Below are 24,322 nucleotides of genomic sequence, written 5' to 3' on the forward strand. Positions count from 1 at the left end.
TAGGTTCGATATGTTAATAGTCTACATTGGCCCTGCGGACGAATTGTCCGTTCCGCCGTTCTTCCGATACTGGGCAGGAGAGATGCCCATCGTTTTTTTGAAGGCCGTGCTGAAATAATGCTGTGTATCATACCCCACTCGTTCAGCAATCGTGTGGATCGGGAGCGCAGTGGAGTCCAGAAGCTGAGCAGCCTTACGAATGCGGGCGCGTGTAACCAGTGTAACAAAGGAATCGTTCAGCTCTTTTTTTAACACACGGCTGAGGTACACTGCCGACACCTGCAGACGGGATGCGAGTGATTCCAGCGTCAGCTCCCGCTCCGCGTATTCCTCCTGAATTAACTGCCGTGCCCTGCGCACAAGCGGGGAGAGCTTCACTTCCTCGTATACCTGTGCACGGCAGTGCCGGTACGTCTCCGGCACCTCTTCGAGCGTTCCCGTATGAGACTCGACATAGGCATGTACTGCGATATTCAGGCAAGCACTGATCTGCTGCTCCAGCAGAGATGATATCTCCTCTCCAGCCTCCTGCCACAGACAGATGCCGATGAGACCGCTCCCCTCCCGAAAGAGCACATGCGGACGGTTCTCGAGCAGCTCTGTGATCATATTTTCCGCGGCAAACAGAAACAGCTGGCGATCATTCTCTCGCAAAATAGTCTGACGTGCTTCCGCAGCAGGCCAGCGCACAACACCGACTTGAACAGGTGACACAGAGGGCAGTTGCAGAAAGGCAAGCTGCTCTGTGAGGTTTTTCTCGCCAAGCTCGCCCTCCATCCATTCCTGACAAAATCGTTGGCGCAGCAGCGGAATGTTTCGCTCAATCTGCTGCGCGGCCTGTCTGACATATGCTGTCCGCTGATGCTCTTCATCCAGCCGCTGACGAAGCCGCTCAAGTGCAGCCTTCAGCTGCTCTGCCTGAACAGGCTTCAGGATATAATCCTCCACGCCGAGACGCACTGCTTCCTGCGCGTACGCAAACTCATCATGGCCTGATATGATCAAATATCGCACCCCCGGGCACTGCTCCTGTAAAGCACGAATCAGCCCGATCCCATTCAGGAACGGCATGTTCATATCCACCAGCACGACATGAACGTTCAGCTCAACCGCTCGTTCGAGTGCTTCTTCACCATCCTCGGCTTCGCCGACCACCTGCATGCCAAGCGCAGCCCAATCCATGGCCTCCCGTATGCCTTCCCGAATAATCGGCTCATCGTCTGCAATCAGCACACGATACAGCGTATCCGCTGCATTTACGGGTGTTTTTATATCATCCACGACCTTGTTCACTCCTTTTACTGTCGCTCCTGGTTATCTTCTCGCTTAGCTGGGGGAAGCACAACTGCTGGCAGCTCCCGCATGAGGGGATGAACAATCGTAACACGGGTTCCCGCACCAGGGCTGCTATGCAGCGTAATACCGTAATCCCTTCCAAACGCCAGCCTTAACCGTGCCTGCACATTCAGCATGCCGTAACTTTTCCCCGTCCATTCCGGCGAACTCGATTCCAGGCTTTCCATGGGCATATCCAGCAGCTGCAGCATCTCGGTCAGCCGTTCGCTGCTCATGCCCGCACCATCATCCTGAATCGTCAGATGCAGCCTGCCATGCTCTATTTTTCCCTCTATCCCGATATGGCCCGGGCCTCGTCTACCCTTGATGCCATGGTATATGGCATTTTCCACCAGCGGCTGGAGCAGCAGCTTCAGTACATACAGGCCCTGTATTTCTTCAGGCACGTTTAACGTATATTGAAGACGGTCACGATATCTTGTCTGTTGTATCTGCAAATAACTGTGGATATGCTCCAGTTCAGAGCGGAGCGGAATATAGTCCTGTCCCTTGCTGAGTCCGATACGGAACAGGCGGGACAACGCAGCAACCATATCCGACACACCATCTGCCCCTTCCTTACGAGCCATCCAGTGAATGGTATCCAGCGTATTATATAGAAAATGAGGCTTGATATGCTCCTGCAAGCTGCGCATCTCCGCATCACGCTTCTGCCGTTCCCGCAGCTCATTCAGCGAGATCAGCTGACGAATCTGGCTGAGCATGCGGTTAAAGCTGTTTCCCAGCATACCGATCTCATCCGTACGATCACTCCAGCGGCCTGCACTGAGGTTGCCTGTCTCCGCTCTGCGCATATAAGACATCAGCCGGAAAATCGGCTGGGCAATCGAGCGGGAGAACCACAAGGATGCGCTCAGACCAAACAAACATACAACGAAGACAAAGCTGACCACATAAAACTGAATCTGCCTCACCTCGGTTATCGAATCTTTGGTTGGAAATACCCCGACTGTTCTCCAGCCCGTAAAGGTAGATGACTGGTACATGAACAATAATGTCTCGCCCTCCACCACCTGAGTAAATGTTCCGCTTTCTCCCGCCGCAAACCAGTTTGTCGGGATATGATCAATTAGCGGATGTTCCGGCTTGTACACACTCCTTCCCGCAGCATCTGTAACCATAACATAACCGGATTTCCCGAGAGTGACATTACGTGCTGCCTGCGACACAGACCTGAGCTTGAGATCAATCAGCACTGCACCCTTCACCAGTCCGGTCGTCTCATCCGTAATCGAGCGGGCAACAGATACAATCTCATCCTCCTTATATCGCACATGTGTTGTCATATTACGCTCCCGCGGCTGACCCAGCACCGTAAAAATACCTGGTTGTGCCGCGGCTCGTTTATACCATTCCTCCCGGGTCAGATTGACCGCGGTTCGCGGATACATATCATTACTGACGTAATCCCCTTTCCCGTTCACCAGCACGATGCCAGCAATTTCAGGATATAACGTTGTGAAGCCCTGCAAAGTCTGCTTCATGCCATACAAGCGATCCTGATCAGACTCTGCATCCCCTTTACCCATGAATGGTTTGTTGCTGTTGAGTCGATCCCCGTCTCCGGCAAGCTTCTCATCCATAAAAGCATCCACATCGGGTTCAAACGCAATCAGATAGGTCATATTTTGCAAATTTTCCATCTTGGTGTTCAACGCTTCATTCACCTTGCCAATCAGCTGCATCGTATGTCCCTCGACCTGCCGCTCCACCACCCGTTCTACCGTCCAGTTGACGAGCAGGCCCAACCCTACAGATGGCACGATCGCAAAAAGCAAAAACAGCAGCATCAGCTGATACCGCAACGGCATATTGCGTAAACGCAAACGGCGGACATACTCTCCGGCTGCAGATCGCCACGTTCTGCGAATTCCGAAGTTATTCTCAACTTCATGATCGTTATTTGGCATAATAATCATCCACATTCGAACGTGTCACTACGGAAATCCCCGTATCCACCGTAACTGGCAGCGGCGCGTTTTCCCCGGAAGACGATGGCGCAGGCACGGTCAAGTGATGGTGCAGATGGAACAGGTATTGAAGCGACCAATATCCCATGTTCCAGGTTCCCTGAGCAATCGTGGCGGATATCGTCCCGTTTTTGATGAGATCCAGCGTTGCTTTGTTGGTGTCAAAAGTAATAATATGCAGCTTCTGTGCATTCCCTGCATTCTGAACAGCTTCTCCAGCCCCGGCCCCTCCCGTTGCCTCGGTTACAAATATGCCCGCAAGCTTCGGATGCGCCTTCATCATACGCAGCGTCTCGTCCCGGGATTTTAGTGTATCCCCATGTCCATCTGCGACTTCAACAACATGCATCAAAGGGTAACGCTGCTGAATGGTTTCGCGGAATCCTTTTGTACGTTCCTCATGGTTTTGCTGTCCCGGGGACGTTAATACACCCACTTCTCCTTCTCGGCCCAGCAGCTCGGCCATTTTATCCGCTGCCGTTACGCCCGCCTTGTAATTATCTGTTCCGAGAAAAGAATACGCCTGACTGCCCGGGGCATCCGAATCGAACAGAATAACAGGAATATCTGCCTCCACCGCTTTGTTAATGGCTGGAATTAACGACTTCGGGTCAATCGCTGATATGGCTATACCCGCAGGTTTACGCGCAATCGCCTGCTCAATCACCGTTGTCTGCTCCTTCGCGTCATATCGTGTAGCCCCGCGATATTCGACGGTTACTCCAAGCGCATCCGCAGCATCCTCAAACCCCTTCAAGGGACTTTTCCAATATTCCAGCCCCGACTGGAACGTAATCATCATGTACGTCTCGCCCAGATCACCGCGCAGGCCGCGATTCTCCCACGAGCTGTTCACCCGACTGGTATATTCAAACCTCAATACATACAGAGCAAACGCCGCAATCAATACAACATAGACCAGCAGCATTTTTTTCATCTCGTTCACTTCCTCAAGTGTTCTATATCTATTACCCCTCACTTCGTTATAGATTGTAAACGCAATCATTCAAAAAGGGAACCTCTCTGCAATAATGTACTATAAACGAACGCCTGCTTCGCCGTATGATTACGAAAATGATTGTGAAATTTAAAATCTATTTAATTTGAACTACTCTTTTACACGTTAACGGAGAGGACAGAAAAAACCTGAAAAAGCGGAGCGGTCGCCTTTATCACCGGATTTTCCCCTTTAGAAAGGGGAATCAAAAAAATCTGGGGATAACAGCGATTGGAAGGTTATTCTGTCATCGGAGTGGTGTGTGTAAAATCTTTAGTTGAAATTAAGATATCATCCAAGAAGGAGCTCAAGATGAATATACTATCTTTTTTAATCTACTGTATCGTTGTCACCTTCACCCCCGGCCCCGCCAATATTGTCATTCTCTCTTCCACCCAGAAGGTAGGCGCGCGCCGTACCATGCCCTATGTATGGGGAGCTACGCTGGCGTTTGGTCTGCTGCTGACCGCTTCTGCTTTTCTGAACCAGGTACTCGCAGACGTTCTGCCGGGAATATTACGGTTCATGAAGGTCATTGGCAGCATCTACATGCTGTATCTCGCTTATCAGGTCTATCGCATGGGCTCTACCGAGGCTGCTCCACAGGCCATTTTAGGCTTCTGGAACGGATTGATGATGCAGTTTGTGAATCCCAAGGTGGTGCTGTTTACGTTTACCGTCATTCCGGCCTATGTACTTCCTTATGTCGCTGCAGAATCGTGGTCTGCGTTTGCATATGTTATGCTGATTACATGTATCGGATTTTTGGCGTATTCGAGCTGGGTCGTGTTCGGCTCCGTTTTTCGCTCCTTGCTGAATCGGTACCAGCGGACATGCAGTGTGCTGATGGCTCTTTTTTTGATATACTCAGCCATTATAGTGTCAGGTCTTATCTCAGACACGCCCTAATCTGCGGAGGTGTGCGGCATGGAACAGTTTAGTTACAGAAGATCACAAGACGTGCTGGCCCTGTCCGCCAGCTTCACCGATTTCACCTATAAAAAGCACTGCCATGAGGAATATGCTGTAGGGGTAACGCTGCGCGGTATCCAGCAATATAATCTGGACGGTCACTATCAGGCTTCACATCCGAACGGTGTCATGCTGTTTAACCGGGAGCAGCTCCATGACGGAAGCTCCTATGATAAAGAGGGCATTGACTATGTCATGCTCTACCTGAAACCCGAACTCGTTGAAGAGATTATGGGTAAAAAAGAACTTTGCTTCTCCACTCCCATCGTCTATGATCCGAAGCTTGCCCGAAGCATTCTGATGCTGAACGATGCCGTGCAGCACAGACAGGACGAAGCCGAGTGCAGCACACGGCTCTATGATCTGGTGCAGATGCTTGCCCGGGAAGAACAGCCCGCCAAGCTTTGGAAGCCTCAGGACAGCCTCGTTCGCAAAGCTAAAGAAATCATGTACTGCAGCACCGCAGACGTGCTCAAGCTGGACGATCTTTCTGCGGAATTCGGCTTATCCAAGTTTCAATTCATTCGGGAATTCAAAGCCTGTGCCGGGATTTCACCCTACCAGTTTTTCTTGAACTGCAAGGTTGAACACGCGAGACAAGCACTGGAAAAGCAAAAGGACCTCTACGCCGCTGTAGCCGACTGCGGCTTCGTGGATCTGACACATCTGAACAGACATTTCAAGCGGGTATTCGGCGTTACCGCATATGAATACATGCTGCAGCTGCAGCGCTGAATTGAAGGTCAAAATCCCCTTACAGAACGCATTTACGTTCATAAGGGGATTAATTTAACAAACAGCTATGATTGCTTGCGCAGATTATGCCACAACACGTTATTTTTTTAATACTTGGGCAGGTTAAACTTGCCTTTTCTTTCTTCTCCACAGCCAGCCGCCTGCCAGTCCAAGCAATGCAATTGTGCCTCCAGCATAAAAAGCAATCATCCAGGAACTGCGGTACCCGCTGCTGAATCTGAAATCATCGGAGCTGACAGAAGTCCCCTTGCCTAATATTTCTGCCGCATCTTCAGCTTTTTCCAGCCGGGTGTTGAAGCTGCACAAGCTGCTGTAAAGCTTGCCATCCCTCTCATCCTTACTGGCAAAGATCAGATACAGCTGATCCTTCTCCAATGTTGTTCCACACACGGCCTCACCCATATCACTGATCAGGACCTTCATCCGTTTTGCATCCACACCCTTCCATGCCGTATCCACATCCAGCGTGTATGTCTTGTATTGTTGACTGTTAAATATAGATATGAAGTTACCGCCAATATCTACGACTTTCCCCGTAAACACCGCACTGTGCGTCTCCAGTCTCTCCTTGGCCGTGGAATTCACGCAGCTGCATGCATATGCTCTTTTCCCCGACCAAACAAATAAGCTTGCTGCACACACCATCAGAATCAGAACAACTGTGACAACCTTCCTCATCCTCCATCTCCCCCTCTTATAGGTTGCCTTTATCTTTAAGAACACCTCCATTTGATTTTTGTTTGTTTTGTTGTAAAATGGTTAACACTATGCTCAGGAAAATCAGTATATACATGATTTCTTGAACAGCTGCAAATATAAGAATCATATATCACGGAGGATTTGAATTATTGAAGAACCATTGGACGTCAAAAATTTCATTTTCGCTGCTAGCTGCAGCATTATGTTTATGCTCTTTTATCAGCATTGCGCTATCGATCAGCGACAACCAGATACATCGCTTTGATGATGTGCTGATCAACTGGATTCAGGGGATGGAGTCCCCCGGTATGACCCGATGGATGCAATTCTTCACCTGGATTGGCAGCGGGCGGCAAGTCGTCATTATCACGATTCTTGCTATGCTGGTGCTCTATCTCTACTTGGGGCACAGACGCGAGCTGCTGTTTCTTACCAGTGTGCTTGTCGGCTCTACCGTGTTAAATGCGCTTCTCAAAGTTGTATTTGGGCGGGCTCGCCCCACCATTCACCGCATTATCGAAGTCAGCGGATACAGCTTTCCCAGCGGACATTCTATGGCCTCATTCAGCCTATACGGCGGACTGGCTTTTCTGATCTGGAAGCATATCCCCAGCTTTACGGGACGGGTATTCATGATGGTAGCCAGTGCAGTCTTTATTTTGACCATCGGTATGAGCCGTATCTATCTGGGTGTGCATTATCCCAGTGATGTCGTAGGGGGTTACTTTATCAGCGGGTGCTGGCTATTCACCTGCATCTGGTTCTACAGACGCTATTTGCAACGGCTGTCCCGGTTACAAACCAGCAGCATCGTCTAAAACACAACAAAGCACCCGCACGTTCCTGAATACAGGAATGGGCGGGTGCTTTGCATTAACAATAATTTTTTCCTATGCCACCTTCCGGCTTTACAATTCCTCACCGTTGGATGCAATCACATTTTTGTACCAATAGAAGCTCTTCTTCGGCGTGCGGCTTAGATCACCGTTGCCATCATTATCTTTGTTAACGTGAATAAAGCCGTAACGTTTCTTCATCTCCCCGGTCGATGCACTCACAAGGTCGATACAGCCCCACATCGTATACGCGATGAGATCTACGCCGTCCGCAACCGCTTCTTTCATCTGCTCAATGTGACCTTTGAGGTAATCAATCCGGTAGTCATCCTGAATCGAGCCGTCCTCTTCAATGACATCTACCGCACCGAGACCATTCTCAACAACCATAAGCGGAATCTGATAGCGATCATAGAGATGGTTCAGCGTATAGCGAAGTCCCTTGGGATCGATCTGCCAGCCCCAGTCCGAAGCTTCGAGATACGGGTTTTTGATGCCGCCCAGCAGATTACCCTCCGCTCTCTCCAGCGATGCATCGGCGCTTTCCACCAGAGACATGTAATAACTGAAGGAATAGAAATCTACACAGCCTTCGCGCAGTGTTTGCTCGTCTTCCGGCTGCATCTGAATCTCGATGCCTTCTTCTGCAAAGAAACGTTTGGCAAAGCCCGGATAGGCTCCGCGAACCTGCACATCACCGCAGATCATATTGGACAGCTGGTCCTTTTTCTGCGCAAGCAAAATATCGTCAGGGTTACATGTGTTCGGATACGTGGTCATGAACGCAACCATACAGCCGATTTTGAAATCCGGGTTGATCTCATGCCCCAGCTTCACCGCTTTGGCACTGGCGACGAATTGATGGTGCAGCGCCTGAAAGCGGGTCTGCGGCTGATCTACCCCATCGGTCAATGTTTCTTTGCCTTCAAACAGCAATCCCCCTGCCATATATGCCCCCAGCGGCATCGTCAAACAGTTGATTTCGTTGAAGGTCAGCCAGTATTTCACCTGATCCTTGTACCGGTTGAACAGGGTTTTACAATAACGGATGTAAAAATCGATTACTTCACGGGAAGCCCAGCCGTTATACTTTTGCGTCAATCCAAATGGAGTCTCGTAGTGGGAGATCGTTACCAAAGGTTCGATGTTGTATTTTTTCAACTCGGCAAAGACGTTATCATAAAATTTCAAGCCCTCTTCATTCGGCTCAAGGTCGTCACCGTTCGGGTAAATGCGGGACCAGTTGATTGACATGCGGAACATTTTGAAGCCCATCTCGGCCATCATGGCAATGTCTTCTTTGTAATGCCCGTAGAAATCCACTGCTTCATGGCTCGGATAATACGTTCCCTCTTCCAGTACAGGTGTAATCCGGCGCGGTGTCGTGTGTGTGCCGCCTGTCATCATATCCGATGTGCTCGGCCCTTTCCCGTCCCGGTTCCATCCGCCTTCAAACTGATTGGCCGCCGTTGCGCCGCCCCAGAAAAATCCGTCCTTCATTTTCATGCTGCGTTCCTCCTCTTTAAGTTAACTCCTGCTGGAGCAAGTCTTTGTTTCTTAGCTTCACTGTGAAATATAACGTTATACCCCAAGTCTAGCACCCATACCCTGACAAGGGCTGTCATGATATAATTTTGTCATGGAACATAACCGATTATTTCAAATGCTGCTGCTGTTGCTGGAAAAAAAGAAAACGACCGCACCGGAGCTTGCCCGCCTGTTCGAAATTTCCGTTCGTACCGTATATCGGGACATTGACCGCCTGAGTGCGGCAGGTATTCCCGTGTATACGACAACTGGCAAACATGGCGGCATTCATCTGATGGACCACTATGTCATGGACAAGTCACTGCTGAATGAGGATGAGCAAAATGAAATTTTGCTGGGATTGTACAGCGTCAGTGCTATTCCTCATCTGAACAGCGCCCGGATGTTAGGGCGATTAACGACCCTTTTTGATCATAAACTGGACTGGATTGAATTTGAGTATTCTCCTTGGGGCAGCATTCCCGAGCAGGAGGTGCAGCTGTTTAACCAAGTAAAACAGGCGATATTCGCCAGCCAGCTGCTTTCATTCCATTATGTGGACTCGAACGGGGAGGAGAGCGAAGAGACTGCTTTACCGATCAAGCTTATTTTCAAGAACAATACATGGTACTTCAAAGGTCTGAAACGTGATCCGCATAAGCCAGATACGCTACTGACTTACAAAATCAAGCGTATAACAGAACTTCAATTCGTACCTGGTGCATATGAACGTACGCTGTCAGCGCCGATGAAAGAAGAGAATATAAACGCAGGAAGAACACCCGCTGAGGACAAACCTGCCGAGGAGCAGCCTGAGCTGATTCAATTGGAGCTGTTGTTTGAGCAATCCGTCGCCTACCGTGTCTATGATCTGCTCGACCCCGCTTTGATTCAGCAAGAGGCAGATGGAAAGCTGCGCGTTTCGCTTCAGATTGAAGAGGGTGAGCGATTATATTCGTTCCTGCTCTCCTTTGGCTCAAAAGTAACGGTAATCCAGCCTTCGGCAGTGCGCAAGGAGCTGCGCCGCAGACATCAGGATGCGGTGTCTCATTCACTCTTGCTGGAAGATGATGGGCACGAAGCTGCGCATGATGATACAATATAATATATAGCTATATTATAAAGCTATTAAGGGAAGCAGCAGGTTCAACTTTTGAGCTATCGAGTTTGCTCAGATATTGAGCTGTTCAACTTCTCAGGATTTGAACCGTTGATGTACTGAGGTATCCAAGAAACATGGATAGCCGTTAAACGTTTTTGGGAGGCATGACGATGAATCAGCAAATCAGGCTTAATAATGTGGAACGCTTTAAAGGATTTGGCACACTCTATGATCAAAACAGGCCCTCTGCTCCCCGCGAAATTGTCGATATACTTACGAATGTTCTGGGAAGCAAACCTCGCTTCGTCGCTGATGTCGGCTGCGGCACAGGATTATCCACCTGGATCTGGCTGAACGATGCCGAGCGTATTATCGGTGTGGAGCCTAGTGACGATATGCGCAGTGTGGGCATTGCCAAATGGGAAGCAGCAGGCAAGCCGGATCAGCTTCGCTTCGCGGCAGGCATGTCCCATGACCTCGGCTTGCCGGATGACAGCGTGGATATCCTGACCTGCTCCCAATCGTTTCACTGGATGGAACCGGCATCCACCCTGCGTGAGTTTGCACGGGTGCTGCGTCCTGGTGGCATTTTTGCCGCCTACGATTGTGACTGGCCGCCAGTGCTGGACTGGCAGCTCGAAGCAGCCTACCAGCAGTTGGTAAGCACTGCAGACGAGCTTGCTTCACGTCTGTCGAGTGCAGAGCAGCAGGCACATAAATGGAGCAAGGAGGAACATCTGCAGCGCATTCGGCAGTCAGGTCTGTTCCGCTACAGCCGCGAGATTGTATTCCATCATTACGAGCCGTTTACCGCTGACCGTTATGCCAATCTGGCGCTCAGCCAAGGTGGTCTGCAAACGGCGCTGAAGCTCGGTGCAGCAGAATTGAATGAGCTTGCGGATGACTTCAGACGCCAGGCCGAGCTTGTTTTTGATGGAGCCTCCAAAGAAGTTTTATTCTCTTATCGCATGCGGATAGGTATTGTTTAAAGTGTATTGTAATGCATTTGATGAAGTGAAAAATGGAAACCAGAAAGGCTGTGAACACGTTGGGTGACACACAGATACTGAAAGAGGATCGGCTGTATATCCAAAGCTGGCTCGATGCATACTTTGATTCCCCCCACCGGGATATACTGATGTCCCTTCCAGCCAAAATGAATGAAGATGACGCGGGCGTGCCTGTGGAGATGCAGGATGGTGAGGTTGACGAAGAGGGCTGGGTTCACTGGAGAATGCTGGATTCGGCAGTTACCGAGGAGCAGATTGACGAACTGGCTGAAGCTTTGATCAGACCTCGCTCTGATGCGTGCGGTGCCGCTTTTTCTGTGCCGCCGCTGTACGCCGCTTATCTGAGCACTAGATACGTTCTAAACGTATATCTCCGTTACGATGGATGTACAATTGCATTGCCCAACCTGCCTTCGGACTCCCCTCTGGAGGAAATTCGTAAGCTTTGGTCCGCATGGCCAACACTGATTGAGGCGGGATATATTCCTTTTGCTTCCTATGAAGATGGAGCAGGTCCCGTGTGCTGGGATGCTAATAAGCCTGATCAAGAGCGAGACTATGCTGTCGTATGGTTCGATCACGAATCATTATTGGATGAACAGCAGTACAGCCGGGAGAAGCTTGAACTGCATGCGCAGACTCTTTGCTCCTCATTTCGGGCCATGCTGATGCAGTCCGCTTCCAAATGACTTTTCACGTTTCTGACCTTCTCTATGAGACCGTTGGAAAAATAAAAGCCTGCTCCGGTCATCGTTCTGACTTGGGGCAGGCATAGCTTTAATGACTTGCAGGTTCAGGACGAGAACAGCTGATTCAACTGCTGCTCCTGCACTTGAAGTGCGAGGGCGACCTTGGAAGGGTCCTGTCTGGAATAAAAGACGTTAATGATATGACCCTGCTGGACCTGAGCCAGCGCAGACGGAACAATTTCTTTTTGCGTGGTCACCTCAAAGGTTTCCCCGTTCGGCTTCGTAATACTTAATTTCAGCTGCAGCTTGATGTTGCCGTTGCTTCCATTGCCGAGTGGAGTAACATCTACAATCTTGGCTAGTCCCTTCTCTCCTGTACGTGCAATATCCACCATTTCGGGCGCGATGCCCTGCTGCATCATCTTTTCATTCAACAGCTCCTGCATATGTTCTTGTGATACCGTTCCATGCTGATCCAGCCCGACCTTGCGCTCATCCTTCTCGGACACGACAAGCGGAATAACACTGCCCGGCTGAAATTGGGACAACGAGGTCAACGGAATGACACTTCTCAGCTCCGCATCATATGTTTCCCGTCCCTGGCGAGATACCTTCAGCGTCATTCGCACTTCAGGCTGCTCATTAATATAGATACCCGTCTGCTGTATACTTTGAATGACGCCAAGCGCCGGCAGTCCTGATTTGATCTTGCGCTGTCCCAGACTTGTACCCAATATAGATGTCAACACCATCAGCCCAATTCCGCCAAAAATCATCGGTTTAAACCACCACGCCTGCATGACCATAAACGGATCATCCCAGAGCCACTGCGCTACCACGGGAGAGATCCCCGCCCCCAATACCATAAGCAAACCGATTAATCTGAAAAAACGACTCATATCAATCACCCTTTTTTATGTCTATTTAACGTTGTTATCTGTAACAACTTATTCACCATCTCTTATTTCCCCTACAGTCCTGTCCATGAAACGATACGTCCTGTCGCATTTATTATCTACATGTGCTCACAAATGGCACTGGCACAACAGTATCGGCCTGATCCTAGATAAACTTGATCCAATCTCGAAACGCCTTCACGCCGCTCTTCCTACACCGACAGCAGCCCCATGTAGATCAGTTCAGACGGATTTGCCGGATTCTGCCCCAAACCAACAAGATCACCGGTACGCGGAATCTGCAGTTTGGACACCAGTGTTTCCATCGTGCGCTGATAGGTGAGACCGTTCGTTTCAGTTACCTCGAGCACAAGTACCACAATCGGATCAAAATTAATTAATTTCCCTGTATCCGATACACTGAGCACGGTCCCGGTTGCCGTCAGGGGCAGCGAACCGCTGGCAGCCAATTGTGCCTGCTTAGCCGAGTCCAAACTTTGATTGATGGCATCCCGATGTTCTTTAGGTACAAAACCTTTCATCAGCAAACCCGTAAGCCCGCTATTTATCGTGCGATCCGCTTTGGCAATCGCATCTTCCTGTTTATTTTCACGTGTAAACCATCCCATCATATCAAGCACCTCATTTGTTTTTTATTGGGTATGCTTAATTATAAACACAACGTGACAGCCCTGAATACACATCCGGACACATACAAAAAAACCGAGGAAATGCGTCTGTTACAGACACAACTTCATCGAGATATTTGCCCCTGTGCCCTGCTTTCCCCAATAAAAATGAATATTCGGCCTGACTCAATGAGCATTCAAGCGTTTATTTTTGTAACATTACCTTGAATTTCAGTTGCTCATCCCAGCCCGACACCCATTTTTTAGATACATATGTACCCATGTACGCCTGCAAGTAACCTGCAAGAATGCCTCAGAGCGGTTCAATATGAAACCTAAGATTCACTCTCATATTGAACATGAGCCAGACGCAGCTAATGATTCTAACGAATCCAGATAAGCTTATTGAAGCGATATGTGGCGTTCTAAAATTGTAACGATCCCCAGAAACCTTATTTCACTCAAATCGCCAGAAAATTGCCCATTTCCACATCAGAATTCCTAAATAGGGCTTCCTCAAATCGTTAGAAAATAAAAACGTGTGATATCGCTCAAATAGCGTCTCCTGAAATCGTTAGAATCATAAAACCCATCATGTCGGAGCATTCTAGCCAAAGTCTCCCCATAGAAATCTTTAAAGTTACTTTGTCTCACCGCTACACTTTCGCTTTCGCTACTTACTTTACCTTACTTAGTTTATCCAGCCACGCTTCACTTTCTTTAGTGCTTTCCTGCCACTCGCCGCCCACTATCTATTACTTTACTTTCCTTCATTCCCTCCTACCATCATGCTTGTCCATATTCTTACTTGCTCTATATCCATCTCCCCGCCCCCGACGCCTATAGCTTTACTTTCCTTCATATCCTCTCAGCCCTCACCCGTCCACAATCCACAGCTTTACCTTCTAAATGTCCCCCTCCCCCTTCATTTCCTTCGAGCACTTCACCGCACCAACTAGCTCTCCAGACCTTACTATTTCTCCAGATTTCAACACACCTTGCCACCTCGTCCGACCTTTAGCGGGAATTGCGCAGCAAATACACCAGTTTGCGATAATACGCTGCTGCTTCCTTGTACCGCCGCTGATCCTCACTCACTACAGCCAGTCCTTCATATAATGACTCCAAACGCATCGACTGCTGGATACTCTCGAAATAAGGCAAACATGCCTGCGCATGCGTCAAAAACACATCCTGTTCACCGTGCGCCAGAGCCAGCTGACTCTGATAGAAGACGGCATTCATCCGCTGATCCTCTGTGCCAGCACAGCTTAACAACTGATGTACCCCTTGCGCCAGCACGCCCCAGCTTTTTCGGGCCGAGGCTACCTCGCAGCGGTACACCCAGAGCAACGGCTTCATCGCCTGCTGTGTCTCCTCCGTTTCGGCACGGAGCAGGTTCTCGAAGCGCTCAATCTCCGCTTGTGCCTGGTCGAGTTCACCTGACATCGTTAACATCACAATCCGGTTATTCGCAATCGCAGTCACCAGATCCCCCGGATTCCCGGCATATACCAAATTCGCCTCGGCCATCGACAAGGCGGACAGCGCTTCCTGTACAAGCCCCATCGTAAAACAATAGCCACTGTAGGCCACATACAGACTGGACAATCGGTGAAACAAACGCTGATCATAGACATGCTTCATCGTCTGTTCAAACGTGTTTTTCGCCGCCTCGTACTGCCGGGTCTGAATATATGCCTCCATCTGGACATTCTGAATGGACAGCCACAGTTCACTGCCCGGCTCCGTCAGACTGCTCAGTCTTGTCACGTGAGTCAGCACATCCACATAGGCCAGCTTGGAGCGATAATATTGAATTTTATAGAAAAGCAGCGCTTTGCTGAGCGGCCGGGGAAGCTGTACATCATCCGGGCGGCCAAGCTTCTCCAGATAAAAATTGAGATACGATGTATGAATATATTCATGCGCCGCAGCGTCATTTAATTGCTGATAATATACTGCCTTCATGAGAGCCGTTGTTAACTCAATCACGAGTGAATCATGCCGATCCTCCAGTGCATGCACCTCTTCCTCCTGGATCATTGTGGCCGGTACGGACATCTGTGCAAAAATCTGCTCTGCCCGCGCCATCGTCTGCTCGTCTTGTGCATTGGCACTCAGCAGATAGGGGGCGCTCACCCCCAGACGCCCGGCAATACTCTCCGCCAGATCCTCGGGCAGCGGATACCGTTCTGCGAGAATGTTGGCAAAATGAGCTTGCGTAACCAGACCTTCTACAAGGTCTTTGCGTGCAATTTGTTTTCGTTTGCTCAAATACTCAATCCGTTCTTTTAACATGCCAAGTCTATCCTTTCATCATCACGTTATAACCTTTTCATCAATAAAAATAATCTTATACCTTCTCACTCCGCAAGAAGTCTAATCATTCTGATAAAACCTATCATCCCAAAATAACTCCTCAATAGCCAGACTTGCAGTAAAAATGATCAAAACGGTTTCCGTTTCGAACATAATTGTTTTACAATAGGGAAGATGCATACCCACATTAGAGCATTCATTCAGAGTCTGGAACGATTAGAGCATGAAGAGTATGGAACATGTGGAGTATGAAGACAAGCAGCAGCACAAATGAAACGATTATGCTTTGACCATGATTAAAACATGAATTGAACACGAAAGGGTGTCACAATAATGATTATTAAACCAAGAACACGTGGTTTTATCTGCACAACGTCCCATCCTGTCGGCTGTGCGGCACAAGTTCAGGAGCAGATTGATTATGTAAAATCCCAGCCAGCCATCCAGGGCCCACGCAACGTGCTTGTCATTGGTGCGTCTACAGGTTATGGCCTGGCTTCACGGATCGTATCCGCTTTTGGAGCAGGAGCCAATACAATCGGCATCTACCGCCCGTCCAGCTCTACGGACAAGCGTACCGCTTCTGCCGGATGGTATAACTCTGCAGCCTTCGAGAAGGCTGCTGACGCCGCAGGCCTGAAATCGTATAGCATCACGGGTGATGCTTTTGCCAACGAAACCCGCGACAAAGCCGTCGAGCTGATCCGCAGCGAATTCGGTCAGGTGGATCTGGTCGTTTACAGCGTTGCTTCCGCGCGCCGTACCGATCCAAATACAGGTGAAGTGTTCAACTCGGTGCTGAAGCCGATTGGACAATCCTATACGAACAAAACCGTAAACTTCCATACAGGTGAGATCAGTTCGGTCACGCTTGAACCTGCTACAGAAGAAGAGATTCGTCAGACCATCAACGTGATGGGCGGCGAGGACTGGGAGCTGTGGATGGATGCACTGCAGCAAGGCGGCGTACTTGCAGACAACGCTACGACCATTGCTTTCTCCTACATCGGGCCTGAGCTGACACATGCGATCTATCGTGAAGGCTCCATTGGTCAGGCGAAGGACCACCTGGAAGCAACAGCACGCAAAATGCATGAACGTCTGAGTGCAACAGGCGGACGTGCCTACGTTACCGTAGCCAAAGCGCTTGTCACCCAGTCCAGCTCTGCAATACCGGTTGTGCCGCTGTATATTTCCGCTTTGTACAAAGTGATGAAGGAAAAAGGACTGCATGAAGGCTGCATCGAACAGCTGCAGCGGCTGTTTGCAGATCGTCTGTATGCGGGCGGTGATGTGCCGACCGATGAGCAAGGACGTATTCGGATCGATGATTGGGAGATGAGAGCAGACGTGCAGGAGGAAGTTGCGAAGATCTGGAACGAGCTGACAACCGAGAACATCTATGACCTGTCCGATCTGGAAGGCTACCGCCGCGAGTTTTTCCAGCTATTCGGTTTTGAAACCGATGGGGTCGATTATGAAGCTGACGTTGATCCAAACGTAGAAGTTCCACATCTTGTTCAGTCATAAAATTGATGTTGTTTTATTTGGGGGAGGAGCTGCACGGCTTCTCTCTTTTTTCATTTTAATGCAGCATTTATACCATATTTTATGCAGTATTCACTCATACAATCAGCCTTCCTGGTGAACGCCTCCTAACACACTCCGCTCCAAGACAAAATAAAAAGAAGCACCACCATCCTGGATGATCTGCTTCTTGTGTTTGACCTTTTGCAATTTTTCCTGTTTGGTTGGCGTCAGACGAACATGCTGGGATAACGCCCCATAATCTCCATTGATTCTCCGGCTTTGCTCGGGACACCACTGCCCTGACCGTGCTGCTTTGCGCAACGCTTTTTGTGTCTGTGTACGTGCCATAACCCATTACACACTCCTTCTTCAATTGATATACGTTCAATATATCATGTGCAGCGTTACAAGTGAAGGTGCAGCTAAGCCTGAGACCCGTTTCACATCCCTTTTATGTAAAAGAAACCCTCCATCCCCGCGCTCAAGGCCGCGCCCGTCTGACATCAAGTGCGCCTTCGCCGGGATTGCCACGTTTCAATGGGCTCGTGATCCTCCTCTTCGATCAGTTCCAGCGCCTCGTCCAGCCTGCGCGATTTGAAGAGACGGATCAGCTCCATCAAATCCTCGCGGTCCAGCAGCTTTACCCCGTTCACCGCTGCCAGTATTCGGCAGGACTCCGTATACCGGGCAGAAGTCAGTACAATCGAACGTTCTGCCTCATAATAACGCATCGACGTGTAGATTTCCTGCACCGCGCCCAGACCCACTGGATGATTTGCTCCATAACGCTTCGCTTGCACAACACTTCTTCTGCCCAGTCTGTCCACAAAAACGAGATCTGCTCCGAAATCCCGGCTGCCTGTCGTTTTGTGAACCTCATCGTAGCCTAGCTGCCCTAACAGATTGTATAGATACAATTCAAATTCGGAGCCATCCTGCATTTGATCAATATCCTTGATCGTAATTTTCTGAGGATTCGCCTCGCTCCGTATCCGCTGCCCGCGATATACTATTCTCCTTATGATCCAGGTCAGCAGTAACAACAGGGCGATGCCTGCGAGGATCAATAAAGTCAGGTTTTCACTCCAATTCATGTCTGTTCTCCTTGTCCGGCTTGCTCCGTACCTTCCGTGCAGCTCATGTTACAGCACTAAATATATCAAACTTCGAAACACATCGGAAGAAGATGAATGCGCTGTAACTGTTCCGCTTCTTTAAACAACGAATTTACATATCAAAAGTACGAAAAGGTTACAACGTGCCTGGTTGAATTATACTAGAATATAATGGTAGAATTCTTCCATCGGTTCTATTTTGACCGAAGACGAAAGGTGGTTTCTCACTTGTATCCAACGAACAAACACAAGACGACAACATGGGCTGCCCTGCTGCTCAGCAGCATGCTTTTCCTGAACATGAACACAGCAGCACACGCGGCGGCAGCCACAGAATCTCTTCCAAAACCAGCCTGGACCTCATCTTCTCTGATGCTGACAGAGGCCAATACAGAGAAAGAAGTGATGATCCACAATATTTACGCTGTACCATCCAAAAATCTGGTCTACGTTCACTCCTCCCAGCCTGTGATCAAAACGAGCAGCAAAACGACACTGGATTGGCAGCTTGATTCACTGCAGGCACTGGATGCCAAGACAGGTCAAGTCAAATGGAGCACCATTTTCCATGAGAAAAGCGGGCCTTATACGACCTACTCCAATTCCTGGTATACAAACAATGGTACAGCCTATGTGTACATGGAGTATTCGGATAAAAGCAAAAAACTCTACTCCTTCAACACTTCGGGTAAGACCAATTGGGTTAAAAATATAAATGCTTCAGCCAATATATCTCTCATGAATAATGATAATCTGCTGGTGGCTTCAAGTCAGGGGGTGCAGGCAAACGGCTCTGTGCGCTCTACACTCTCGCTGTATGACAGCAAAGGAAAACTGCTGAGCGAGAAAACGATCTCAGGCACGGTGCTTCAGGCAGGTCATGACCGAATTGTCGTTGATGCAAGTAAACAGGTGAAGTCAGGCAGCTTCTGGCAGCCCGCTGCAAACCCTAAAATTGAAATTTACGATGCCTCGTTCACCCGTCTGTCCTTCTATCAATTCCCGGCAGATGCAAGTACACAAGGCGATGGCGGCGGTGATTCACTGGCTATTCTGGAGGACGGCTCCATCATCATGCGTGCCAACTTTGCAAGCACAGGCAACCGACTGATGGGGTTTGGCACGGATGGCAAGCTTGCATGGGGTCGTGCCATTGCTGGCAATGCCTTCATCCAAACGTCAGGGAACGGTTATACCGTACTCACTGGACCGAAGCTGGAACTGTACACGATGAACGGCAAGGTAACTGAACGTTTATTCCAGGATGCGAAGCCAGTGCTCATGAATGTGGACCGGACACAGGACGGACTATATCAGCTGGATTTTGCCAAAACAGGATATATCCTTGATCCGCAGACCTTGGAAGACATACACGTATACACCGTCAGCACTGCTGTTCCGTCACTGGATCATGTATCGGCTTACGCGAACGATGTCATCTATTCCATGAAGGGTGATGCGCTGTCCAAGTATGCACTAAAGGTTTCATCCGCCAAATAATTTCCATCGAGTCCCGAACACTCATGATGGAATGAGGAAAGCCGGATAAGCTCCTTGCGGAGCCGCTCCGGCTTCTCTTATTTCCAATTTGTTTGAATGAACTCGTCTCTGCCGGACATCGCCCGGTCTTCTTTATAATGCTTCTCGTTTTTCTTGTGATAGTCCTGATGATAATCCTCTGCGGGGTAAAAGGTTACAGCATCGCGAATCTCGGTCACGATCGGCTGGGTGAACCGACCACTGGCAGCCACATCCTGCTTCGATTGCTCGGCCAGCTGCCGCTGACGTTCATTGTGCACAAAGATAGCTGTACGATACTGCGTCCCACGATCCTGAAACTGCCCTCCGTCATCTGTCGGGTCAATCTGAGGCCAGTACAGCTCCAGCAAATGCTCGTAAGGGAACACCTCTGGATCAAACGTAATCTCGACCACTTCCACATGTCCGGTTTCCCCGGTCTTAACCTGCTCATATGTCGGGTTTTCGACATGACCACCTGTATATCCCGATATAATACCGTGTATGCCTGGCTGTTCCTCAAACGGAGTGACCATACACCAGAAGCATCCACCGGCAAACGTTGCCTTTTCTAATTTTTTCTCTTCAATTCCCAAACCTCTTCATCTCCCTGTGCTCAGACTATGCCTGCATTCTTCCATTGTAAAACAAACAAGAGGTTGATGGAAAGCCGCCGCAGGCAGCTCTTCATCAACCTCTTCATCAATCTCTTCATTAACCTCTTCATCAATCTCTTCATTAACCTCTTCATTCGGCTTCGTTTGGAAGCACTCATATGTGTATGTTTCGTACAGCTTCATGCTGCACAGCAAACGTTTCAAATGCTGCTTCATCAAAACATTGTAATCATTGCGCCGTTTATCCGCGGCTACGTCCCATGGAACGGAAGATCAAGCTGACGATAGCTACAAGCACGATCGCACCAATCAATGCAGGTACAATGTGGAAACCACCCATCTCCGGTCCCATGTCTCCCAGAATCACTCCGCCTAACCATCCACCGATAAATCCGGCAACAATGTTACCGATAACACCGCCCGGGATGTCACGACCAACGATCAGACCTGCGAGCCAACCAATGATACCACCGATAATTAATGACCATAACCAACCCATATCATTCACCTCTAATTTTAAGTTTTTGTTGCGTCTGACTACTATTAACCGCTCAAGAGGCATTTAAACAATTGGCATAAAAATTGTTGCATATTACCATGATCCAAATGCTTCCTTCTCTGCTAAACAGACGTTCCGTTGAGGCATGGCGACAGGCCGTGTCAGTATCCGGCATTTCATCAGCACATGGCTGCGATAGGTACCTCCCGAAAGTCATTCTATGTTATCAGAGACAAGGTTAGTATACCCAGACCAGATGAATTTATATTTATGGCAGGTGCAATTGTGCCGAAAGATGCATCATCATCTTCATCAAATCAATAAAATCCTGCTCGACCCTTGCCCGGCTGAGCAAGCCAGTTGTGTTTATGACTCTTGTCCAGTTCCCCACGCATGGATTGAATCACCTGAACAATGTCTGTGCGCCCATTTTGATGCCACTCCAGCGCTGCACTGACATACAATTCCCCGAGTTGTGCAAGCGAGAACGTATCTGTCAGACGTGCCGCCTCTATGGTGCCTTCTTCACCCGCAAATGCGCCAAATCCTCGCTGACGCAAATATTGTAAACGCAAGGCCTCATCTGGCAGCGGAATTTCATAAGCCCGGTCGAAACGACCAGCACGGTTCATCAGACCCGGATCGATTTTCTCAGGATAATTGGTTGTGCCAATGAGGAAAATGCCTTCCTTGGACGTCGCGCCATCCAGTGTATTCAGGAAAAAGGAACGCACCTCATCCGGCATCGAATCAATGTCCTCGATAATCAGCACCATCGGTGCCAGTCGTTTGGCTGCGTCAAACACTTCACGTACCGACTCGCTGTTGGTGTATTCGGTTATTTGCCAGTAAGCAGCCGGTCCGGGAATGCTGCCTGCGATTGATTTTACCAGTGTGGTCTTTCCGTTTCCCGGGTGACCATAGAGCAGTATGCCGCGTTTATAAGGAATATCATAATCGCGATAGAAGGAGCGATCCGCTTCAAAGAACTGGTCCAGCGAGCGGAAAATATCCTGCTTGATCTGTGCAGAAAGGACTACATCTTCTCTGCTTACTGAACGTGTGATGGACTCTACATGACGGTCACTCCCGTTGCGGGCATCCGTATATACCGTGACCTTTTTCATATTTTGCTGACGTTCCCGTTCCCGTACACTGCCAAGAAACTGCTTCATCTCTTCATCGCCGATAGCAAACACAAAGTCCTCACTGTAGATCCCGTTCTCGCGGAAAAAAGGAACGCGGACCAAAGCCACACCCCACTTCGGATAAGCAAACACGTTGTTGCGGATGGAGTAATGCACACCGTACGTAGGCACATCCCCATCGTCATCATAATGCAGGGTTTGAAGCTCAAGGTCCTCGAAGATACGAGCGACCAGTTCCACCTCTGCGCTGCCGTTCTGTAAATCCTCACGCAGCAGCTCCCAATATTCGTTATTCGGATCCGAGCTTGAATACAACTTGTATTCCACGCCGTACCGCTTCAACAGGGCTTCACCGATGCCACGGATCAGTCTGGAATAAACCGCATATCCTTCAACCCGAATTCGGTTATCATGCTGCTCGTCATAGGTGTAGATGGCCTTCATTGCTTCTTCTTTTTTCATCTGTAGTTCATTTTGGTTCATCATTTCGCTCCTTTTACCGCAGCAAGCGGCTTGCATTTGGCTACCACTTGTGCTAATCCGGCACCAGTAACACTATCTATAATTTCATCGACATTTTTATAAGCCTGAGGTGATTCATCGATAATTGACTCGAGAGACCTCTGATTTACAACAATCTCGTCAGCTGTACCTACCCCTAATGCTCCGGCAAAATCCTCCACAGTGACCAGACGTTTAGTCGCTGTACGGGACCGGGCACGGCCCGCGCCATGACATATTGAATAATAATTGTCTGCTCCTTCAGGCTGACCCACCATAATGTAGGAGGCCGTGCCCATAGACCCCGGAATCAATGCCGGATGGCCCGTAGCCATGTAAGGCTTGGGATTATCAGGATGACCCGCAGGCAATGCGCGAGTTGCCCCTTTGCGGTGTACAAACACGGAGCCTCGCTCTGCATGGGACTCCTCCCAAGCATAATTATGCATCAGGTCGTACAAGGTACGGAATTCACATTTAGACCCGAATACATCACGAAATGCTTCGCGTATGGAATAAGCAATCAGATGACGATTCACCACGGCATAATTCAACGCAGAGTACATCATGTTTACATAGTGTCTTGCTTCCGCGTGCTCCAGCGGGGCGAATACCAGTCTCGGATCAGAAGTTCCAAGTCCCAGCCGCTGCATCACTTTGGCAATGGCAGCCGAGCTCGTCTGGCTCACATGCCCGCCCCATGCGCGGGAGCCTGAGTGGATCATGATTGCGATCTGTCCATCCACCAGTCCCCAAGCCTCGGCCACTTCACGATTTTCCTCAGCAATCTCAATCGCCTGAATCTCGGCAAAGTGATTCCCGCCACCCAATGTGCCAAGCTGACGATGAGACCGATGCCAGGTCATATCCGGGACAAGGTTTAACACATTTTCATCGTAAGTAAACTTGCTGCTTTCTACATGTGTAAGTGAAGTCGATTTCTTGGGAGTGTAGCTGTCGGGAATGTATTTTTTCGGGAGTCCGTGCAGTCCTTTACGTACGACGTGCTCTAGTCTGATATCCGAGTAATGTCCCCGCTGGTTTGCCTCCATAGGCAGTACCTTTTCAATGGCTTTGACCAGTTTGCGACGCAGCTTAACCTCTTTCAGATCATCCTTGTGCAGATTCGTCAGATGCACACGCATGCCGCAGCCAATGTCACTTCCTACGATGGACGGCGATACATATCCACCCTGTGCCTCCCAGACAGCCGTTGTGCCGGTACATGTTCCTACACCGACATGCACATCCGGAGTATACCCCATATAAGAAATGCCGGGAATTTGCAGATTATTGTTGGCCATCTCGAATACTTTATAATCCAGAGAAGAGAACAGCTGCTGAGCAGCATATACGGTGAGTTCTCCCGCTGGTAGATGAACTTGATGGCGAAAGCCTTCCGTTGGCTCGCTCAAGTTTGTAAATGGATTGTTCTCAATATTCATAAAAGTTTATTCCTTTCTGTGCGTTCAGCAAATTCAGTTTGCTGTTATATAAGTTGAAAACAATTCAACTTGTGTAATTATTTAAAAAAAATATAAAAAAAACCATGGACTCGTCGTCCATGGCTTATACTGCATGACAATAATGGGTAACAGGACAAATCGAGTCTGTACCTGTCATCCATCGCTTG

General features: G+C 49.2%; 23 protein-coding genes. 8 read left to right on the forward strand and 15 right to left on the reverse strand.

What is annotated here, in order from left to right; genetic code table 11:
• Window positions 1-21 precede the first annotated feature (21 nt).
• The 3 genes from IEW26_RS05440 to IEW26_RS05450 are packed head-to-tail and all read right to left on the reverse strand — an operon-like array spanning window position 22 to window position 4,263.
• Entirely contained in the window at window positions 22-1,281 is a 1,260-nt protein-coding gene (locus IEW26_RS05440) for a response regulator (RefSeq protein WP_229729666.1), read from the reverse strand.
• Window positions 1,282-1,298: 17 nt separating this feature from the next.
• The gene (locus IEW26_RS05445; RefSeq protein ID WP_373288432.1) at window positions 1,299-3,275 is read right to left on the reverse strand and encodes a cache domain-containing sensor histidine kinase; all 1,977 of its coding nucleotides are present in this window, start codon (window positions 3,273-3,275) and stop codon (window positions 1,299-1,301) included.
• Window positions 3,256-4,263, reverse strand: a complete 1,008-nt coding sequence (locus tag IEW26_RS05450; protein WP_188591549.1) for a substrate-binding domain-containing protein — start codon at window positions 4,261-4,263, stop codon at window positions 3,256-3,258. The genes IEW26_RS05445 and IEW26_RS05450 overlap by 20 nt, the downstream gene beginning before the upstream one ends.
• 372 nt (window positions 4,264-4,635) lie before the next feature.
• Here IEW26_RS05450 and IEW26_RS05455 point away from each other — a divergent pair, with 372 nt between their 5' ends.
• Together IEW26_RS05455 and IEW26_RS05460 are read left to right on the forward strand one after the other, a co-directional pair.
• Window positions 4,636-5,232, forward strand: coding sequence for a LysE family translocator (locus IEW26_RS05455; RefSeq protein ID WP_188591550.1), 597 nt, complete (start codon window positions 4,636-4,638; stop codon window positions 5,230-5,232).
• 18 nt (window positions 5,233-5,250) lie between these two features.
• Window positions 5,251-6,030, forward strand: coding sequence for an AraC family transcriptional regulator (locus IEW26_RS05460; RefSeq protein WP_188591551.1), 780 nt, complete (start codon window positions 5,251-5,253; stop codon window positions 6,028-6,030).
• Between the two features lie 123 nt (window positions 6,031-6,153).
• Here IEW26_RS05460 and IEW26_RS05465 read toward each other — a convergent pair whose 3' ends face one another.
• Entirely contained in the window at window positions 6,154-6,729 is a 576-nt protein-coding gene (locus IEW26_RS05465; RefSeq protein WP_188591552.1) for an LPXTG cell wall anchor domain-containing protein, read from the reverse strand.
• Between the two features lie 170 nt (window positions 6,730-6,899).
• On the opposite strand from IEW26_RS05465, the gene IEW26_RS05470 reads away from it, so the two are divergent.
• Window positions 6,900-7,568: a phosphatase PAP2 family protein gene (locus tag IEW26_RS05470; RefSeq protein ID WP_229729667.1), complete on the forward strand. Its 669-nt coding sequence runs from the start codon at window positions 6,900-6,902 to the stop codon at window positions 7,566-7,568.
• A gap of 90 nt (window positions 7,569-7,658) precedes the next feature.
• On the opposite strand, the gene IEW26_RS05475 is transcribed toward IEW26_RS05470, so the two are convergent.
• Window positions 7,659-9,092 carry a glycoside hydrolase family 1 protein gene (locus IEW26_RS05475; RefSeq protein ID WP_111270081.1) on the reverse strand — a complete coding sequence of 478 codons (1,434 nt, stop codon included), beginning with the start codon at window positions 9,090-9,092 and terminating at the stop codon, window positions 7,659-7,661.
• A gap of 133 nt (window positions 9,093-9,225) precedes the next feature.
• Here IEW26_RS05475 and IEW26_RS05480 point away from each other — a divergent pair, with 133 nt between their 5' ends.
• The 3 genes from IEW26_RS05480 (at window position 9,226) to IEW26_RS05490 (ending at window position 11,914) form a co-directional block, all read left to right on the forward strand.
• A complete protein-coding gene (locus IEW26_RS05480) occupies window positions 9,226-10,218 on the forward strand; it encodes a helix-turn-helix transcriptional regulator (protein WP_229729668.1) in 993 nt (330 codons plus the stop codon).
• 167 nt (window positions 10,219-10,385) lie between these two features.
• Window positions 10,386-11,204 (forward strand): class I SAM-dependent methyltransferase, encoded by an 819-nt coding sequence (locus IEW26_RS05485; protein ID WP_188591553.1) that lies wholly within the window; start codon window positions 10,386-10,388, stop codon window positions 11,202-11,204.
• Window positions 11,205-11,236: 32 nt separating this feature from the next.
• Window positions 11,237-11,914: a hypothetical protein gene (locus tag IEW26_RS05490; protein ID WP_188591554.1), complete on the forward strand. Its 678-nt coding sequence runs from the start codon at window positions 11,237-11,239 to the stop codon at window positions 11,912-11,914.
• A 104-nt stretch (window positions 11,915-12,018) separates the two neighbouring features.
• Here IEW26_RS05490 and IEW26_RS05495 read toward each other — a convergent pair whose 3' ends face one another.
• From IEW26_RS05495 to IEW26_RS05505, 3 genes are all read right to left on the reverse strand, one after another.
• Window positions 12,019-12,813, reverse strand: coding sequence for a hypothetical protein (locus IEW26_RS05495; RefSeq protein WP_145406126.1), 795 nt, complete (start codon window positions 12,811-12,813; stop codon window positions 12,019-12,021).
• Window positions 12,814-13,022: 209 nt separating this feature from the next.
• On the reverse strand, window positions 13,023-13,442 hold the full coding sequence (locus IEW26_RS05500; protein WP_188591555.1) for a hypothetical protein: 420 nt from the start codon (window positions 13,440-13,442) through the stop codon (window positions 13,023-13,025).
• A gap of 1,014 nt (window positions 13,443-14,456) precedes the next feature.
• Window positions 14,457-15,740, reverse strand: a complete 1,284-nt coding sequence (locus IEW26_RS05505; RefSeq protein ID WP_188591556.1) for an XRE family transcriptional regulator — start codon at window positions 15,738-15,740, stop codon at window positions 14,457-14,459.
• Between the two features lie 354 nt (window positions 15,741-16,094).
• Here IEW26_RS05505 and fabV point away from each other — a divergent pair, with 354 nt between their 5' ends.
• Window positions 16,095-17,291, forward strand: a complete 1,197-nt coding sequence (gene fabV / locus IEW26_RS05510; protein WP_188591557.1) for an enoyl-ACP reductase FabV — start codon at window positions 16,095-16,097, stop codon at window positions 17,289-17,291.
• Between the two features lie 102 nt (window positions 17,292-17,393).
• On the opposite strand, the gene brfA is transcribed toward fabV, so the two are convergent.
• Together brfA and IEW26_RS05520 are read right to left on the reverse strand one after the other, a co-directional pair.
• Window positions 17,394-17,639, reverse strand: a complete 246-nt coding sequence (gene brfA / locus IEW26_RS05515; protein ID WP_188591558.1) for a ribosome rescue factor BrfA — start codon at window positions 17,637-17,639, stop codon at window positions 17,394-17,396.
• A gap of 155 nt (window positions 17,640-17,794) precedes the next feature.
• Window positions 17,795-18,385, reverse strand: coding sequence for a restriction endonuclease (locus IEW26_RS05520; RefSeq protein ID WP_145406121.1), 591 nt, complete (start codon window positions 18,383-18,385; stop codon window positions 17,795-17,797).
• Between the two features lie 249 nt (window positions 18,386-18,634).
• Here IEW26_RS05520 and IEW26_RS05525 point away from each other — a divergent pair, with 249 nt between their 5' ends.
• Window positions 18,635-19,906 carry a hypothetical protein gene (locus IEW26_RS05525; protein ID WP_188591559.1) on the forward strand — a complete coding sequence of 424 codons (1,272 nt, stop codon included), beginning with the start codon at window positions 18,635-18,637 and terminating at the stop codon, window positions 19,904-19,906.
• 77 nt (window positions 19,907-19,983) lie between these two features.
• Here IEW26_RS05525 and msrA read toward each other — a convergent pair whose 3' ends face one another.
• From msrA to IEW26_RS05550, 5 genes are all read right to left on the reverse strand, one after another.
• On the reverse strand, window positions 19,984-20,514 hold the full coding sequence (gene msrA / locus IEW26_RS05530; protein WP_268237022.1) for a peptide-methionine (S)-S-oxide reductase MsrA: 531 nt from the start codon (window positions 20,512-20,514) through the stop codon (window positions 19,984-19,986).
• Between the two features lie 12 nt (window positions 20,515-20,526).
• A complete protein-coding gene (locus IEW26_RS05535; protein ID WP_229729669.1) occupies window positions 20,527-20,760 on the reverse strand; it encodes a hypothetical protein in 234 nt (77 codons plus the stop codon).
• Between the two features lie 22 nt (window positions 20,761-20,782).
• Window positions 20,783-21,040, reverse strand: a complete 258-nt coding sequence (locus IEW26_RS05540; RefSeq protein ID WP_145406117.1) for a GlsB/YeaQ/YmgE family stress response membrane protein — start codon at window positions 21,038-21,040, stop codon at window positions 20,783-20,785.
• Window positions 21,041-21,357: 317 nt separating this feature from the next.
• Window positions 21,358-22,671, reverse strand: a complete 1,314-nt coding sequence (locus IEW26_RS05545; RefSeq protein WP_188591562.1) for an AAA family ATPase — start codon at window positions 22,669-22,671, stop codon at window positions 21,358-21,360.
• Window positions 22,671-24,134: an RtcB family protein gene (locus IEW26_RS05550; RefSeq protein ID WP_188591563.1), complete on the reverse strand. Its 1,464-nt coding sequence runs from the start codon at window positions 24,132-24,134 to the stop codon at window positions 22,671-22,673. Before IEW26_RS05550 ends, IEW26_RS05545 begins: the two co-directional genes overlap by 1 nt.
• Window positions 24,135-24,322: the final 188 nt, after the last annotated feature.

Origin of the sequence: Paenibacillus silvae (assembly GCF_014639235.1) — a bacterium.
GTDB lineage: Bacteria > Bacillota > Bacilli > Paenibacillales > Paenibacillaceae > Paenibacillus > Paenibacillus silvae.